This is a genomic window from Tropicimonas sp. IMCC34011, from assembly GCF_003390865.1.
Taxonomy (GTDB): Bacteria; Pseudomonadota; Alphaproteobacteria; order Rhodobacterales; family Rhodobacteraceae; genus Tropicimonas_B.
Genome location: NZ_QMEJ01000005.1, coordinates 18,214 through 36,520, shown reverse-complemented (window position 1 = coordinate 36,520; position 18,307 = coordinate 18,214). Strand labels below are relative to the sequence as shown.

The 18,307-nt window shown below is 66.4% G+C and carries 6 protein-coding genes; 2 read left to right on the top strand and 4 right to left on the bottom strand.

Annotated elements, in window-relative coordinates; genetic code table 11:
• Window positions 1-2 precede the first annotated feature (2 nt).
• The 4 genes from DQG15_RS14560 to DQG15_RS14545 all read right to left on the bottom strand — a co-directional run bounded on the left by DQG15_RS14560 (window position 3) and on the right by DQG15_RS14545 (window position 15,051).
• Window positions 3-461, bottom strand: a complete 459-nt coding sequence (locus DQG15_RS14560; RefSeq protein WP_116086444.1) for an outer membrane protein assembly factor BamE — start codon at window positions 459-461, stop codon at window positions 3-5.
• A 67-nt stretch (window positions 462-528) separates the two neighbouring features.
• Window positions 529-1,722 carry an HlyD family efflux transporter periplasmic adaptor subunit gene (locus DQG15_RS14555; protein WP_116086442.1) on the bottom strand — a complete coding sequence of 398 codons (1,194 nt, stop codon included), beginning with the start codon at window positions 1,720-1,722 and terminating at the stop codon, window positions 529-531.
• Window positions 1,719-3,863, bottom strand: a complete 2,145-nt coding sequence (locus tag DQG15_RS14550; RefSeq protein WP_116086440.1) for a type I secretion system permease/ATPase — start codon at window positions 3,861-3,863, stop codon at window positions 1,719-1,721. The genes DQG15_RS14555 and DQG15_RS14550 overlap by 4 nt, the downstream gene beginning before the upstream one ends.
• Window positions 3,864-3,867: 4 nt before the next feature.
• A complete protein-coding gene (locus tag DQG15_RS14545) occupies window positions 3,868-15,051 on the bottom strand; it encodes an Ig-like domain-containing protein (RefSeq protein WP_116086438.1) in 11,184 nt (3,727 codons plus the stop codon).
• Between the two features lie 309 nt (window positions 15,052-15,360).
• On the opposite strand from DQG15_RS14545, the gene DQG15_RS14540 reads away from it, so the two are divergent.
• A complete protein-coding gene (locus DQG15_RS14540) occupies window positions 15,361-16,032 on the top strand; it encodes a LuxR family transcriptional regulator (RefSeq protein WP_232830871.1) in 672 nt (223 codons plus the stop codon).
• Window positions 16,033-17,077: 1,045 nt separating this feature from the next.
• Window positions 17,078-18,004, top strand: a complete 927-nt coding sequence (locus DQG15_RS14535; RefSeq protein ID WP_116086434.1) for a zinc ribbon domain-containing protein — start codon at window positions 17,078-17,080, stop codon at window positions 18,002-18,004.
• Window positions 18,005-18,307: the final 303 nt, after the last annotated feature.

The following is an 18,307-nucleotide window of genomic DNA, read 5'->3' as shown; positions in this document are numbered from 1 at the left end:
GCTCAGTTCAGTCCCGCGGTGACAAGGTCGGCGCATTGCGGGCGGCGCCAGACGGCCTGTTCCAGGAGGCCGTTCCCGTCGAAGAAGACCATGTACTGACAGATCAAATGGTCGTTCTCCAGGAAGGGCAGCGCGAGCTGGAATTCCCATGCGCCGTTCCGGTGCTGACCGGTCGGGCGGCCGAGTACGGCGAGGAGTTCCTCGCGGGTCTGGCCGATGGCCACCTGGCGGACCTGCGCGATGCTGAGCGCGGTCCCCGTGCGGGAGTAGCGCTGGTCCATGCTTTCGTTGGAGCGACTGACCCCACTGAAGCCTTTGCCCGGCTCTACGGCGTTCAGAGGGTCGACGACCTGCGCGTCCGCGACGCCGGACCATGACCCTGCGGAGGCAAGGGTGGCTACTGCGGCCAGCGCGACGAGGGTGGCGCGCAAGGGGCGATAGTGTCGGGCTGTCTTGATCATCTCGTGGTCTCTCGGTCGGTTAGGTCTGTTCCGGCGGACGGCTGCCGGGCCAAAAAAAGATGCGGTGTCATCGCTCGCGCAGGGCTTCCTGCGCGCGATTGAACGGTTTGATGAGATATTGCCAGACCGTCTTCTCGCCGGTCTGGATGTCCACCGTGGCGATCATCCCGGGGACGATAGGGAAGCGGGTGCCGGCCGCGTTCTCGAGAAAGGTCTGCTCGGTCCGGATGTAGACCCGGTAGTAAACCTGCTCGGGGTTCACTTCGTCGCGGACGGTGTTGGGCGAGATCGTCCTCACCTCCCCCTCGAGCCCGCCGAAGATCGAGTAGTCATAGGCGGACAGGCGCACCAGCGCCTCCTGCCCGGGGTGAATATAAGCGATGTCGCGGGGCGAGATCCGGGCCTCGATGACCAGTTGGTCGTCGAGGGGCACAACGGTCATAAGCCGCCCGCCCGGGGGCACGACGCCGCCTATGGTGGTCACCTCGATGTCGTTGACGATGCCGCGCATGGGGGCCCGGAAGGTCAGCCGCTGGAGCTGGTCCTCCCGGCCCCGCAGGATCGATCCCTGCACCTCGGCCTCCGAGTTCACGCGCTGGAGTTCCTCGCCGATCTGCACGCTGCGTTCCGTGACCAGTCGGGCGATCTCGAGCTGGGCCTGCGCGGCCTCGCGGCGCAGACGGATCACCTCGACCCGGCTGGCGGCGCCGCTGTCCTGCAGGCGCTCCGTGATATCGAGTTCCTCGCGGGTCAGCTCGAGCCCGTCGCGAAGGCCCGAGAGGGATTCGTCGAGGCTGAGCCGCCGGGACCGGAACAGCGCCAGCTCGTTGGCGCGCAGCTCATCAAATTCCGCGCCGTCCAGAGCGGCGGGGAACGTCACCGCGTCGGCCTCGTCCAGTTCGGCCCGGAGCCGGGCGGCGGCGGCGATGGCCGCATGGTAGCGAGCGGCAGCCTCTTCCATGTTGGAGGCGGAACGCGTCGCGTCGAGGCGGGCCAGCACCTCGCCGGCCTCGACGGTGTCGCCCTCGCGCACGAAGATCTCGGAAACGATGCCACCTTCGAGGGACTGGATCACCTGCTCCCGCGAGCTGGGCACGACGGTTCCCTGCCCGCGCGACACCTCGACCAGTGGGTACCACCATGCCCAGGCGAGGAAGGCGATCAGCATCACGAAGACCAGCCAGACCAGACGCCGCTGTGGGCGGGTGTCGGAATAGACCGTTTCGGTTTGCCCGCCGAAAGAGGAGTCGATCACGCTCATGCCGCCCGTTTCCCGGCGCGCAGCTGGGCCAGCACCTCGTCCTTGGGCCCGTCCAGGAGGATAGCGCCGTTGCTGACGACGATGAGCCGGCTCGCCATCCGCAGGACCGCCGGGCGGTGGGTGGCGATGATAACGGAAACGGCGGGGTCAAGTCTGCTCAGAAGGTCGATCACCGCCGCCTCGGACACCTCGTCGAATGACGCCGTGGGTTCATCGAGAAGAAGCACGTTGGGCCGGCGCAGCAGGAGCCGCGCCAGAAGGAGGCCCTGCTTCTGGCCGCCCGAAAGGCCCAGCCCCCCTTCCTGCACCATGTGGTCGAGGCCGTCGGGCAGCGCCTGAACGAAGTCGGCCAGCCCCATCTTGCTCAACAGGCCGAGGATGGCGTCGTCCTGAGCCCCGGGGGCGCCAAGGGTCAAGTTCTCGCGCAGGGTGCCGTGGAACAGCCGGGCATCCTGCCCCATAAGGCCAATGTCGCGGCGGATGTCGCCGGGATCGACGAGGCCCATGACCACATCGTCGACCCGGACCTCGCCCGCCATCGGTTCCAGCAGGCCGGCAAGGCCTGCCAGCAGTGTGGACTTTCCGGCGCCGTTACGCCCGAGGATGGCGATCCGCTCGCCCGGTTCGACCCTGAGGTCGGCGACCTTAAGCGCGGGAGCCTGCGGGGCATGGCCGAAGACCGCACCCTTGAGCCGGAAGGCCCCGTGGATGACCGGCCGGTGGATGCGCGTTTCCTCGGCTGCGGTGTCGACCGGCAGCGCCATCAGCTGGTCCAGCGCGCCCCGCGCCACCTGCGCCTGCTGCCACCGGCTGAGGATCTGGGTGACCGAGGCGAGCGGCGCGAGCATCCGCGAGGACAGCATGGACGCGGCGACGAGAACGCCAGTGCTCATGTCGCCGGCCATGACCATCGGCGCGCCGAAGAAGATGACGACGGCAAAGACCCCGCCCTGTACCGTTTGCGCCCAGGACCCTAGCCGCCCGACGAGGTCGCGCAGTTCCATTGCGGAGCCCGACGTTGTCTCGTTGTAGTGGTTCCAGAGGTTCTGGAACCGCGTCTCGGCCTGCAGCGACTTGATGTCGTCGAGGCCCTGGATCGTCTCGACCAGCATGGCGCTGCGCAAGGCGCTTTCCCGCGTGTTCGCCTCGGCCAGCCGTCGCAGCCGCTTCTGGGCGAGAATGCCCGGCAGGACCAGCAGAACCATCGCGACGAGCGGGATCCAGACCAGCACCCCCGCGATGTACCAGAAGAGCACGCAGAACAGCGCGAAGAACGGCAGGTCCGCGATGGCCGCGACGGTGGTCGAGGTCAGCATCTCACGGACATGTTCCAGCTCGCGTATCTGCGAGATGAAGGTGCCGGTGGACCGGGGCCGCGCGGTGTTGCGCACCCTGAGCGCATGGCCGAAGACCTTGTCGGAGATGCGCAGGTCCGCCGCCTTGCCGGAGACATCGGTGATCCGGCTGCGGGCGAGCTTCATCATCAAGCCGAAGCCCATGGCCATCATCACGCCGATGAAAAGCACCCAGAGCGTGCTCATCGATTGGCCGGGCACCACCCGGTCGTAAACCTGCATGGCAAAGATCGTGCCGGCCAGTGCCAGCACGTTGCTGACCACCGAGGCGATCATCACCGACCGGTAGGGCCGCATGTCCGCCAGCGCGATGCTGCGCAACCAGTCCGGGCGCCAGGGTTCGATGTAGCTGTCGATCCGGCGATCCGGACGGCCCGTCAGGGGCCGCAGGACGTAGAGGCCGCGGAGGCGGGCGGCGAGCTCGTCCCGCCCGATGGGCGTCTCAAGCCCCCCGTCCCCGGCAAGCACCACGCCGAAGCCGTCCGAGGTTTCCCGCTCGATGACACCGATCTCGCCGCTTTCGAATTCGGCCACCATGGGCAGGCGCATTTGGGAGAGGCCCTCTGCCCCCTGCTCCGCCTTGCGGATGGACAGGCCCGCGGACCGGGCCAAGGTGGTCAGCCGGTCGCCCTCGGCCGCCCACGACAGATCGACCCGAACCCGTTCGGGCGACACGGCAAGGCGGTACTGCGCGGCAACGCGCAGCACCGCTTCGGTCCAGCCCTGGTGCGTGAGGCCCGGGGCGGCTGATCCTGCAGCCCCGGTTGCCGTGGTGATTTTCGCCATCTCGCTACGCCGCGTATTCCGCGCCCGGCTGAAGTTCGTCGTCGAGCGGCGATGCCGGTTCGAAGCCGGTGATGCCGTCTGGCGCGGAGGTGCCTGTACTGCCGGCACGATCGGCGTCTTCCTCCGGGAGGAGGTCGGCCAATTCCTCCTCGCTGCCGCCCTCGGCGATCAGCGTCTCGAAGCTGAGCTCTTCTGCCGCCTCCTCGGTGGCGGTGCCGTCGCCTTCGCGCGTGGGCTCTTGCGAAGCCCTCCTTGTCTCGGCCTCGAGGCTCTCGATCCCCGACAACCCGAACACATCGGATCCGTCGCCGCCTTCGAAGGAACTCATCGAGAAGGCCATGGAGGGTGCAGGCGGCGGGGTGATCGAGACATCCTCGACCGTCAGGGTCACCTCCTGGCCGCCGGCGGTGGTGCCGGTCCAAATGCCGTCGCCGTTGTCGAGCCAGTCGCCCGAGAGCGACAGGCTGTCCTCGGCATCGCCGGTGACCGTCAGGGCGCGGGGCGCACTGGTCATGGCGGCCACCTGCTCAGGGGTCAGGTCAGTGATCCTGTTGGCCCCGTCGATGGAGAGATCGAGCACCTCGATGTTGCGCAGGTTGGCCCCGAGCTCGGATCCGCTCAAGCTCTCGCCCTCGCGGAAAAGCACGGTGTCGACCCCGCCCCGGCCGTTGATGAGCTGGCCGGTCCAGATCAGCGTGTTGTCCGCAGCCGAACCCTGCTGGCCCGTCTGGTTCACCGTCACGAAGCCCTCCACGGGATCGGATTCGTCCGTACCGTCTACCGACCGCGCCGTCACCTTGAGCTGGAGCCCGCCGGTGGCGCCGTCTTGGTCCGTAAGTCCGGTCGAAGCCTGACGAAAGCCGAGCGTGTCGATCTCGTCCTGCGTGAGGCCGGCCACCGTATAGGTGCCCGATCCCGCATCGTAGGTGACTCCTTCGGTCAGCAGCGTGGTACCGAGGTAAAGCGAAGCGTACTCGCCCAGCCCCTCGATTTCGAGCGTCACCGTCTCGGTGCTGCCATCCGGTGCGCCGGGCACCGAGGCGTCGCCGGGATCCGCCAGCGAGGCGTTGAGGTTGATCGGGATGATCCGCCCCTCCGTCCCGAAGGAGTTGGTCGGATCGAGGGTGATCCCGTTGGCGACGGGTGTCACCACCAGATCGCCGATCTCCACCGTGTCGACCCGGTCCTCCGTCAGCGCCGTCTCACCGGAAATGACCGTCAGGGCGAGGTCCTCGAGCGTGCCGCTCCAGTTCTGCGGCGGCAGGATACCGATGTACTCGGGCATCGCCTCTCCATCGCCCACCAACAACCAGGTGTTCGTGGTCCCGTCGCCGCCGGCGTTGACCGCCATGGTGGCACTCGCCGCATCGGCGCCGGTGTAGACCTGGAAACCTTCGGGCAGGTTCGGCAGCAGCACCGTGGTAATGACCTCGGAGCCGTCGGAATCGACCAGCGAAAGCGACAGGTCCAGCTGGATCAGCGAGGAGGCGGTGCTGTCCGCGGCTTCGGGACCGGTGAACGGGGCCTCGGCGTCGACGATCACGCCGTCGTTGCTGATCTCGATCGGCAGGGTCGCGGGCCCCGAGGAGGTCAGCGTCTCCCCCCCGGTCTCGATGTTGCGAACCCAGGCCTCCACGGTCACCTCTCCTGCGGTCACGGTGCCCGGTGTGAAGACCATGTCGAGCGGCACGCCCATCTCGGCCCCGGGGATGACGTAATAGTCGCCGTCAGGGATGCCGTCTTCACCGGTGATGCTCGTCCGCTCGTAGACCACGCCATCCACGGTCAGCGTGCCATCGCCGAGCCCGTCGGTGCCGGTCACCTGCAGGTAGACCTCGCCGCCCACGATGGAGCCTGCGTCCCCGTCGGCCGAGTTGGTCACGGTCAGGGTCAGCGGGATCTCCGTATCGGCCTCGGTCAGCCTCCCGTCTTCGTCCGCGGCGCCGAGGGCGATGGACACGTTTGCCTCGTCGGTGACGGGCTGCACCGGGATCACGTCGCTCAGCGTCTCCTCGTTCGGATCGCCGCCGCCGGCAAGAGCGGTGGTCAGCGTCGCGTTCAGCGTGAACTCCTCGGCTAGGTTGTTGTCGTTGGCGTCGGGGGCAACCTGGAGGGTGATGCTGTCGAGCAGCGCGTCGAGCCTGGCCTGCGCCGCCTCGGTGTCATCATCCGGGCTGGTGGTGACGGAGGCCGTCCAGACCGGCTCGCCGTCCACCGTCGTGCGCACCATACCCTCGACGATGGTACCCATGGGCAGGTCCGTGATGGTCACGGTCAGGACGCTTGCGGCAGGGTCGGACACGGTGATCGTGCCGGTCACCACGCTGTTCAGCGTGAAGGGCAGATCCTCGGTCGCGGCGGCATCGTTGTACGCCCAAGCCTCGATCGCCGGCGGCTCTCCGCCTTCCTGGGCGGAGAAGTCGGTGGTCAGGGTCCAGGTTGCGCTGTCCTGAAGAACAGCCGCCGGAGAGTCAGGCCGGTCGCCCCGGTCTTGCGTCTGGACGGTGACCGAGATCGGCACGTTGTCCCGGTCGCCGGCGGCGCTGCCGACGCTGAGCACGACCGGCAGGTCAAGACCGCCTGCGTCGTTGATCGGCAGGGCGTCCACGTTTTCGTAGATCAGCAGCCACCTGCCCTGCCCCACCAGTTCGGCGTCCTCGACGGTCACGCCCTCCGGGACGTTGTCGAGGATGACCCGGACGACATGCTCGCTGCCATCGGTGTCGGCGGCGCCCACGTTGAGCGTCATCGTGACCTGTTCGCCGGGGGCGGTCACGGTGATGTCGCCCCCGTCCACCGTGCCGTTGCCACCGGCGAGGGCGAAGCCGCTGAGCGTCAGGTCAGGCTGGTCGGTCGCGGGCGTGCCGGTGATCTCGAAGGTGGAGGACTGCCAGTCGCTGGTCACCGGATCCACGGTCCCGTCCCCCGGATCGGTTATCCGATATTCCAGCTCGAAGCTGCCGAGATCGCCGTCAAGGTTCTCCGCCCCCAGGGCGGCGAGCGTTTCGGCCTGTTCGGGCGTCAGCTCGTAGTAGGCCGTCCCGCCGTCATTGACCGGCGTCAGGTTGCTGATCGGCTCGCCGGCCACGTAGAGCGTGAAGTCCTTCCCCACGGTCTGGGCCACTGCGATGCGGACCGCCTCGATCACCTCGTCGGTATCGCCGTTCTGAGGGACGATGCCGAAGTTCAGGCTTTGCAGCCGGTCCTCTACGATGGAAGCCGCGGTGGTGACCGTCGCCTCGGGCGAAGGTTCGACCGTGAAGGTGACAGGCACCTGCGCCCCGGTCCGGGAGGCGCCGTCGTTCTCGGTCGTGACCGGAGAGACGCCGAAGGTCACCTCGCCGCTGAAGTTCTGCGGCACGGTGATTTCGACCGTGTCCAGCTGGGCAGCCCGCAGGATCCAGATCCGATCCTCGCCAGACTCGTCGGTCCCCGTCGTCAGGGTGCCTTGGGTCAGGCCGAAGCCTTCGGGCAGGCCTGTCACCCGCACCGTCAGCATCTCGGAGCCGTCGGCGTCGCCGAGCGCGACGGAGACGAGGTCGGTCAGCGCGATGGTCTCGGTGCCGCTGTCGATCGCCTGTTCCTCGTAGGTCTGCGGGGTCAGCTCGACGATGGCCGGGTCGGCGACGCCGCGCACCTGAACGTTGATCGACAGGCTCTCCACCTCGGAGCGATCAACATATTCGACATCGTCGATGGTCACCCGGTCGACGGACTGCGCCGAGACCTCAAGGATGAAGTCTTCGTTGCTGTCGAACGGCGGGCGCAGGGTCAGCGGCAGGCCGGCGTCGAAGTCCGTGATCGTGACGGAGCCGCCCATAACGGTCAGCACGGTACCGTCATACGTCAGGACGGATCCTTCGGGGATATCATCGATGGTGACGTCGAAGGTTTCCGACGGGTCCGAGCTGGTGGGACGAATGTTGAGCGGGATGTCCGTATCCTCGTTCCCGCGGGCGCGGGCTCCGAGGGCGAGCGTGACCTCGTCCGCGACGGGTTCGACCACGAGGTTCTCGAGGAAGGCCTCGCCGCTCACCGCCTCGACTGTGGTGCCGCCGTCATCATCCTCGTCGACCGTGTAGGCCTGCACGCGGATGCGGAAGGCGCCCGAGAAGTCCTCGGCGGCCTTGAACTGGAGAGACCCCAGGGAGTCGACGGGCACGTCGATGGGAGTGGCCCCGTCGAAGATCGCGGTCTTCGTGGCGCCGCCTTCAACCCATTGGAACATTGAGCCCGTGGCATCCGCCGCGCTGCCATCCCCTTCGATCAGTTCGGGGGTCAGGCGGGCGAAGGTCTCTTCCTCCGCATCCTGGTTCGTCCAGCCGGCCTGAAGCTCGAAGCCGTCGCTGTTGAGATCGAACCAGGTGTCTTCGAGGGCGGCCGAGCTGTACTCGACCCCCGGCGTCATCGTCAGGTCGATAGTGCCATCGCCATCGGAATCCACGCCCACCTGTTCGGCCACGGGCGTCACCGTGATGGTTACGTCGTGTTCGGCCTCGGTCACCGTGTCGGTGACCGCCCCGCCGCCGACCTCGGCCTCGTCGACGCTCGATACCCGCAGGGTGATCGTCGCGTCGCCGCTGTCATGGGCGGGTGGTGTGATGGTGAAGCCGTCGAGGTACTGCTCGCGCTCCGCCTCTGTGCCGCCGGTGAAGGTGATGGTGTAGGTGCCGTCGACCTCGGTGATGTCGGCGGTGGCGCCGTTCGAGACATCCGATTCCGTCACCACCCAACCTTCGGGGATGTCGAAGGAGATAGCGGTGATGATCTCGGACCCGCCCTCCGCGGCCCCGCCGCTGGTATCGCCGAGACGCACTCCGGAGAGGAAGTTCGCAGGCGTGTCCTCTTCGGTGGTCACGTCCGCGACGATCACGTCGTCGGCGACCGGCGTCACCCGCAGGTTCAGCGTCACCGAGTTGTCGGAGTCGTCGGCTTCGGGCAGGCCCGGCACCCTGCGTCGGGTCGGGGTGCCCCCGTCGAGGTAGCCGTCAGCATCCTGATCCCGCGCGTTCAACGTCACGGTGATGTTGTCGAGGTCACCTGCGAAATCGGAGGTGCCCCCGATCTCGATTTTCGGGAAGCCGGTGGTGGAGGTGGACAGGCTGCCGCCCCCGAGCGTTATACTGCCCCCTGCCGCGACGGTCTGGCCGTTCACCACGATGGGCTCGCCCGAGCCGTTGGAGATGGTGATCGACCGCTTCTCGCTGCCGTCGAGGTCGGCAAAGCTGGCGGCGAGGACATCGGCGAGGTCGACGACCGTATCCTCGGCCACGGTGACCTCGGCCACGGTGTTCCCGCCGGTGCCGGAATAGACGATGCTCGTCGCGTTCTCGACCGCAGAGGCATCGACGCCGGTGTCGTAGGTCAAGGTGGCGGGGTCGGTCGCCGCCTGCACGAAGACTCTGACCGTATCGCTGCTCTCGGCGCCCTCGGCCACGAGGACAGCGCCGGTCTCGTCCACCTCGTAGCTGGTAACGTCGTAGGTCACGTCGAAGTTGGCGGAGCTGTTGGCCGGCGGTGTCACTTCAAGCGTCTCGAACTCGGCGGCGGTCATGCTGATGTCCGCGTCCAGCCCGGTGACCGAAAGGCCCGGGTCGGTCAGCTCGATCGTGACCTCGCCGCTGGCGTCCACGGTCAAGGTCTGGCCGGCCCAGCCGAGGATTGCCCCTTCGGGCAGGCCGGACAAGGTGATGGCGCCGATCCGTTCGGGCCGGGCGTTGTTGCCGGTCCCCGTCCCGTCGTCGGTGATGACCGGAGCGTTCAGCCCGAGAGCGACCGCCGTATCCTCGACGGTGCCGATCCGGTCGTCGTCCACCGTCACCTCGGCGGCGTCGGCCACGGGGGTGACATTGGCCGTCACGGTGATTGTCGAGGGCGTTGCCTGGTCGTCCTGGGTGACGATCTCGAAGACCTCTTCCCCGCTGAAGTCCGGGGCGGGCACGTAGCTGACGCTGCCGTCCGGGGCGATGGTCACGGTGCCGTGCTCGCTGTCGTAGACGACCTCACCGGTCTCGGGGTCGGTGGTCCCGGTCAGAGGCGTGCCGCCCTGCGAGATGCTGGTATTGGCGGCATTGGCGTCGGCCGAGGTGTTGACGGTGAAGCCGCTGCTGTCCTCGTCCACGGTCCGCTCGATGGTCGAGGCGGGCGCATCGTCGCCGACCGCGACGGTGAACTGGGCCTGGTCGGTGTCGCCGTCCTCGTCGGTGACCTCAACTCCGAAGACCAGGTCGAGGGAGCTGCCCCCGGTGTGATCGAGCGGGCGGAGCAGGTCGAAGGTGTAGCCAGCGTCGGCGTTGGCCGGATCGGTGATGGTGACGGTGAAGACCGGATCGGTCCCCTCGCCCGTGTCGGCGGTCAGGGTCAGCCCGTCCTCGGACAGGGTGTAGCGGATGGGGTCACCACCCGAGGTCAGGCCCGCGGGGGCGCTGTCGGTGGTCAATTGAACTCCGAAGCCGTCCTGGCCGGGAGCCAGGTTCAGGCTGCCGGACCGGGACAGCTCGGCGCCGTCGGGGTCGGTGCCCGAAGCGAGGTTCGCCTCATCCACCTCGGCGTTCTCGGGGGTACCGAACTCTGGCACGGTGTCGAGAACCGCGATCGGCTGGGCCCCGACCCCGGGCGAGACGTCGCCGTCCGCATCGATGGTGTTGTAGGTGAAGTTGTCCTGAAGACTGTCGTCGTTGTCCGGCAACTCGTGGTCCACGGAGGACAGGGGCTCGTAGCTCCAGGTGCCGTCGCTGCTGACGGTGAGGGTGCCGTACCGGGTGTCGACCTCCTCGGTGCCGCCTTCGGCCAGCGTCACCTCGGCCGGATCGCCATTCCGGTCTGTGTAGAAGACGGTGTTAACCCGTCCGCCGTCCGCGCCGAGCGTGTCGTTGGCCAGGAGGTTGGCTCCGCCGGCGGTGGCGGAGCCGATAGCCACGCCCCCTTCGACCACCGTCAAGGCCGGATCGTCGACCGGGGTTTCGGGCGCGTCGTCGAGGACGCCAACGGTGAGCCGGTCGACCCGAGTGTCGCCGTCCTCCTCGATCACCGCGATGCCGACCGTCTCGGTGACGACGTCGTTCGCGCTCTCGTCGGTATGGTCCTCGGTGTTGCCACTGAGGGCGTAGGTGTAGCTTACCACTCCGGTATCGCTGTCGAAGCCGGTGATGGTCAGGGTGCCGTATTCCGTGGTCACCGGATCGAGGGGGCCGTCAGTTACGATGGCCTGCAGCTCTTCGATCGTGAAGGTGGTGCCGCCGGACAGGGCGCCGTTCGAGACGGTGCCGCCGATGACGACGGATGCGAGGTCCTCGAGGTCACCGCCGAGGGTGAAGGTGGACTCGGCCGCATCGGCGCCGCTGCCTTCGTCGCTGCCGCCCTCGAGGGCGGATTCGGCGACGAGGATATCGGGACCTTCGCTCGCGTCCTCGTCAGTGGCGGACAAGTCGCTGACCGTACGCTCATCGGTGTCGACGTTGCCATACGCATCCGTCGAGGTGGCAGTCACGGTGACCTCGTCCTCGGTGATCGGGCCCGGCAGGGTCAGGCTCCAGTTGCCCGACGCATCGACATCGGCCGTACGGTCCGTACCGTTGACATTGACGATGACGGTGCTGCCCTCCTCGGCGGTGCCGGTGATAACCGGAGCCTCGCCGTCCTCGATCAGGATCGGGTCGATGGTGACCTCCGTCACGGTGTCGAGGAGGATGGTGTCGGTGGTCGTGGCGGGGTTGCCGCTGCGATCCTCAACGCTCGCGGTGACCGTCAGGGTGCCGTTGTCCAGCTCGCTCAGGTCGGCAGTGATCGAATAGGTGCCGTCGGCGTCGACGGGAACGTCGGTCAGGGTAACGCTGCCGCCATTGCCGTCGGTAATCACGATCGAGTTGACGGAGCCGCCCACGGCGGCAAAGCCTTCGATCTCGACCGCCGTCAGGTCGTCGACGGAAGCAAGGACGCCGTCCCCCGGGGCCTCGCCGCCCGGGCCGGCGTTGTCGGAAATTGCGACCCCTGCCACGTTGACGACCCAGTCGGCCGAGGCGCTGGAATTGCCCGTCCCGCTGCCGTCGTCGACGGTGTAGCCGATGGTGACCTGGCCGGTGAGACCCCCGGCGGGAGTGAAGCTCAGCTCCCCCCGCCCAGAGAGCGACACGGTGCCATTGCCGCTCTGAAGGGTGATGGTGCCGCCCGGCGCAATCTCCTGGCCGTCGACGACGGTGACCTGAAGGGTCTCGGTTTCGCCGGCATCGACGTCGGTGTCGTTTTCCAGCACGTCGAGGATGGCCACATCGTCCATTCCGATGATCGAGGCGTCATCGGTCGGGAGCGGCTGGTCGTTGGTGCCGTTCACGGTGACGGTGACGGACACCACGTCGCTGCCGCCATTGTCGTCTTCGATGGTCACGTCATAGGTCTGGGTCAGCACCGCGTCGGCGCCCAGGCTGTCGAGGTCCTCGTCATCGACCGTGAAGGTCCACTCTGCCTCGCCGGTCGTCGGATCGACCTCACCCACCGTGAAGGTCCCGAGGTAGTTCGTGGCCCCCTCGCTCGGCGCGACGGACGCGCTCAGGACGCCGGCATTGTCGACGTCGCTGGCGGTGATCGTGCCGGAGGTGCTGTGCTCGAAGGCGTTCTCGTTCTCGTCGCCGTCGGCCAGCTCGGTCACCGATCCGGTCAGGTCGGAGCCTGCTTCGTCGATCACCGGCGCGTCGTTGGTGCCGGTGATGGTGATGCTCACAACCTGCTCGGAAAAGCCGCCGTTGTTGTCGCTGACCCGGACGGTCACCTCGTCGGTCATGGTTTCGCCCTCGGCCAGCGCCTGGACCGCCGCGTTGGAGTTGTCGAGCGTGTAGCTCCAGCTCCCGTCCGAACCGGGGAGAATCAGTGTGCCGTATTCACCGTTCTCGGTCACCGCCCAGGTGTGGGTGTCGCCGATGTCGATGTCATCGACTTCGAGGATGCCGGTTGCCGGACTCGTCCCGTCCTCGGTCACCGTGCCGGTCGCCGCGCCAGAGATCACCGGGTCGTCGTTGGTGCCGGTCACAGTGACGATGATCGTGCCGGTGGCGGTCCCATCGGCAGATGTGACGATGAAGGTCTCGGTCAGGGTCCCGTCCTCGGGGAGTGACTGGACCTCGGTTAGGCTGTTGCCGATCTGGTAGGACCAGGTGCCATCGGCGTTGACGGTCAGCGTGCCCAGAGACGAGCTGCCTCCGTGGCTGCCGCTCACGAAGCTGCTTTCTGCAGGAGCCAGTTCGGCCTCGCCGGTATCCTTGTCGGTAACCTCGATGGAGCCGGAGGTGGTGAGCATTCCATCGTCGAGGCCGCTGTCCTCGGTCACGGCGCCGGTGTCGTCGGTCACCTGAGCGCTGTCATTCTGGCCGGTTACGGTAACGGTGATCGTCTCGGTGGCGGTGCCGTCGAGGCTGGTGACGTTGAGGGTGTCGGTGACTTCCTGGCCGTCGGCCAGCGCCTCTGTCGCCGGGCGCGTGTCGTCGAGAGTGTAGGTCCATGCGCCGTTTTCGGCATTGAAGGTGAACGTGCCGTAGGTCCCCTCGAGGCTGTCCGGCTCACGGAAAAAGGATTCCCCCTCGTCTACGTCGGTGACGGAGGCAGTGCCACTGGCCGTCTGAGTACCGGGCGTGCCGTTGTCCACCCCGCCGGCCTCCTCGACCGCGCCGGTCAAGTCGCCGCTGATGGTGGCCGGATCATTGACCGGGGTCACGGTGATCTCGACCGTCACGGTGTCAGAGCCGCCGTTGCCGTCGGTGACGGTGACGTCGAAGCTGTCCTCGCCGTTGTAGTCCTGGCCCGGCGTGTAGGTGTATTCGCCGGTCTCGGGGTCGATCTCGACCGTCCCGTTGGCGGGACCGTCCGTGACCTCGAAGGCCAGCGTATCGCCGTCGACATCCTCGGCCGTCACCTGGCCATCGACAGGGGTATCCTCGGGGGTCTCCTGGCTGTCGGGCGTCGCAACGGGGGCGTCGTTAACCGGGGTGACCGTGATCTCGACCGTCACGGTGTCAGAGCCGCCGTTGCCGTCGGTGACGGTGACGTCGAAGCTGTCCTCGCCGTTGTAGTCCTGGCCCGGCGTGTAGGTGTATTCGCCGGTCTCGGGATCGATCTCGACCGTTCCGTTGGCGGGACCCTCCGTGACCTCGAAGGCCAGCGTATCGCCATCAACGTCCTCGGCCGTCACCTGACCATCGACAGGGGTATCCTCAGGGGTCTCCTGGCTGTCGGGCGTCGCAACGGGGGCGTCGTTAACCGGGGTGACCGTGATCTTGACCGTCACGGTATCGGAGCCGCCGTTGCCGTCGGTGACGGTGATGTCGAAGCTGTCATCGCCGTTGTAGTCCGGGCCCGGCGTGTAGGTGTATTCGCCGGTCTCGGGATCGATCTCTACCGTCCCGTTGGCGGGACCGTCCGTGACCTCGAAGGCCAGCGTATCGCCATCAACGTCCTCGGCCGTCACCTGACCATCGACAGGGGTATCCTCGGGGGTCTCCTGGCTGTCGGGCGTCGCAACGGGGGCGTCGTTAACCGGGGTGACCGTGATGTCCACTGTGACGGTCTTGGACTCTCCGTTGCCGTCAGAGACAGTCACCTTGAAGCTGTCGGGGCCGTTGTAGTCCGGGCCCGGCGTGTAGGTATATTCGCCGGTCTCGGGGTTCATCACCACGGTGCCGTTCTTTGGCTGCGTGGTCACCTCGTAGGACAGGGTGTCATCGTCTTCGTCCGTCGCGATCACCACGCCTTCGACGGGGGTATCCTCTTCGGTGACCCGGCTGTCGGGGGTCACGTCGGGCGGCGAGTTCGGGTCATAGGCAAGTGCGGCCGCGGCCACCCCCGCACCCAACAGGCCGAGGCCCGGGGCGATGTACGGCGCGAATGCGTTTATCTGCTCGATCTCCGCAATGTCGAAGCCGTCCCAGACCTCGCCATACTGGCCCCACCAATTGACACCGTGCTCGTCGACGAAAGTCAGGTCGTGCCGCCCCTCCTCGGTGACGACGAAGAAATTGACCAGCCGAAGCATGGAGCCGTCCTTCAGGACGAGCACGAGGTCACTTCCATCGCGGTCGAATCGGGCCACGTCTTCGGGACCGATCTGAAGCTGCACGACAGACGGCTCTTCCAGTTGCACGACGCTGCCGTCCAGGTCGCGAGACTTGCCGCCCTGAGCTTTCGAAAACAGAGTCATCCGCATGATGGAGCCCGCCCCTCTTTTTTAGCCCCACCGACGAAGTTGATCCGACCAGAAATGGGAACTTTGAACACTTGAACCTGCCGCAAACGGCGCTCGGCGGACTTACAGTAAGGTCTTGGGCTGGAACAACAAAAAGCCGGCTGCAACTGGCAAAAATACTAGTTGCAGCCGGCCGCGAATTATGCCGGAGGAAAGCTGGTGGATGACCACCGGGCTTCGGATGCTCAATGATCCGGGGAACCGGCCGAACGGCCTGGGAATGGGGAGGCCATGATGTTGAAAGCTCTAGCAGAAGCGCTCCCGCGCTTGATGTCAGCAACATCCAAGCCTGAGCTGCAGGACGCGCTGACCAAGGAGACACGAGACCTGGGGTTCGTTTCCTACAACATCAGCATCGACAAGACGCATCGCCGGGAGTTCATGGAGGCCCCGACGATGACCACGTGGACGGCCGAACAGCTGGAAGAATATGCCCGCGGCGAATGGGCGCACCGGGATCCGCTAATCGCAATCTCTGTAGAAGCGAAAAGCGCGTTCGCGTGGCACACTCTGGACTGGGGCGGCTACCATCAAGAATATGCCGAGTACGTCGCCAGCCAGGGCATTGCCGGAGGCATTACCGTGCCCCTGCGATATGATCCCGATCGGCTTTCCGCGATGACGCTGCTCGCGCTTGACCCTGAGAAATTGACACCCGATTCCGTGAGCGCAACTGCTATCCTTGGCCATATCGCGATGGCCCGCCTTTCAGGCCTGAAGGAACAATCGCTCCTCCCATCCAACCAACTTTTGGGATTAAAGCAGTTGTCCTCCCTCCAGCTGGAGATTCTGGACTGGGTTTCGCAAGGCAAGACCAACCTTGAGATTGCCGTCATTCTCAGCAAGAACCGACGCACAGTAGATTACCACCTGCGCGAAATCATGTCGAAACTGAATGTCCGGTCACGGACACAGGCTGCTGCGATCTACGCCGGAAGATGATCAAGACCGCCAACCAATGCGCAAGCCGCCGCGCCCACCCGGCCGCCTGTCGGGTTCACGAAAAATACCCCGACTTGCTCTGGCCGCGCCGGCCGGGCGACACGATCCATTCGGTCAGGTGATGGGCCGCTCGCAGCGTCGAATGGCTCGGTGACTTACCGCTCTCGCACGCCGCGCCCACCCGGCGGCGACCGCCTCCGCTTCGTCGCAGAACCAGCGTTCCTCCCCGCCAGGTTGTTCTCGGTCCGCGCGGACCACGACGACCATGGCCTGTGGTATATCCGCTCTTCGTCCTTAGCGATGTTGCCCTTGATCGGGGCATCCGTCTGGCCCGGTGGCGGCGGCTCGGCCCCAACGGTCGGCACGAAACTCCCAGGCCGGCTCGGCTGGCGCCCGCCGAATACCGCGGCCGCGTTTGCGGATCGTGTTCTCAAGCTCGACGTAGTCGGAACGGTATTCGCGGTACGCCCGATGAGGCCGACCCGGACGAGAGCTTCGGCTACGTCTTCGCCATGGGCTCTACAACGCGCACCGTTGCGGCCATAGCCATCCCGATCCACGGCGATGCACACGACCTGACGGTTGCCGGTCATAGCGTCGAGAGCCGCGATCACCTGGACGCCACAGGCCCAGTGGCCACCTTTCCCGGCGCGGCCGATCTACCCGGCCTCAGGAGCATCGATGCCGTGGATGCTGATTGCCATGGGCCCGACCCTTAGGCCATCCCCGTCGTCGACCTCGGCACGGTCGCCACAGATCCCTCTCGCTCGGATGCAAACGGAACAGATGGTGCCCCGCTGAGCGTGGCCGCGAGAAGGATGACGCGCCAAGGTATCCGGTCACTGGTCCTCATGCCATGTCCTTTCTCTCGCCTGCCAGACATATGCCCATCGGCTTGCTCGGACGTAAATGGCGGTCCGGCAACGCCGCGGCGCTCGCTGCATCGAGAACGCATTGACTTTAGACTTTAACCGCTCGCGGCCGAGGTCTTCACATGCACAATCACGCGTGATGTCGTTTGCCTCTTTCTCGACGTCCTTCGGGCATGAACCCCGAGGAGGAGTGGGAGGTAACGGAGATCCCCGAGTTGCGCATCGTGGAGGACGAGCTGTGGCAGGCGGTCCGCAGCCGGCAGCGTACTCTCGTCTGTGCAGGAACATCCGTCCCGGTCTGGGACCGGCGTCGGCCAAAGTTCCTGTTCTCGGGTCTGATGCGGTGCGGTTGCTGCGGCGGCGGCTTCGCCAAGGTCAGCCAGGACGCGTTCGGCTGCTCGCAGGCACGCAACAAGGGTCGCGCCATCTGCAGCAATATGGCGACAATCAAGCGCGTGGATCTGGAGAGCCGGGTGCTGAATGCCCTGGAGCACCACCTTATGGATCCGGGCCTTGTCGAGGACTTCTGCCGGGAATATGCCGCCGAACGCAATCGGCTTCAGGCCGCGTCCCTGGCGGGGCGGAGCGCCCTGGAAAGCGACCTCGCCCGCACGCGAGCCGATCATGGCAAACTTGTGGATGCGATCGTGGCCGGCGTGCCCGCAGAGCAGGTGAAGGATCGGATGATCGCGCTCGACGCCCGGCGCAGAGATCTCGAGGCGGAGCTGGCGGCGACAACCGCGCCCTCCCCTCTCCGCTACCATCCGGGGATGGCCGTGACCTACCGCGATCGCGTCGGGGCACTGATCCGGGGACTTGGCGACGCGGACGGCATGGAGGCAGCGAAGGACGCCCTACGCGGCCTGGTCGAGCGGATCGTTCTGACACCTGAGGCTGATGGCGACCTGAGCATCGATCTGCACGGCGCGCTTGCGGCTCTGCTTCAGCTCGCGACAGGGTGCGAAGCTCCGTCGCCGACCGCAAAAGCGGCGACACTCGGCGGGGCCCATCGCCAAGATACTGATAACATGGGGGAATTAGTGTTGGTTGCGGGGGCAGGCAACCGCCGCTTCCTACCTGACCTTGTCTGCGCCGTATGAATATTCTTTTCGCATGCAGCGACGAGAAGGAACCTGACCATTGCTTAGGGGCGGAAGCGTCCGCAGATCCGCGTGACACACCTTAACGAGAGAGATCCGCTTAGCACCGGCCCGAACAACACCAAACATAGGAAGCTTCAATGGCGGCAGGTGTGTCCGTGACTTGGCTTTCCGGCGCTCCCGGCCCTTAGCAGCCGTTGGCTGTGGCTTAGACTGCTGCAGGGCGGCTTCTCCAAAGCAGTCGTTCGTCGATACTGCAGCATTTGAGTTCGTCAGTTGACCGCTGAGCGGGCGAAGCGGGCA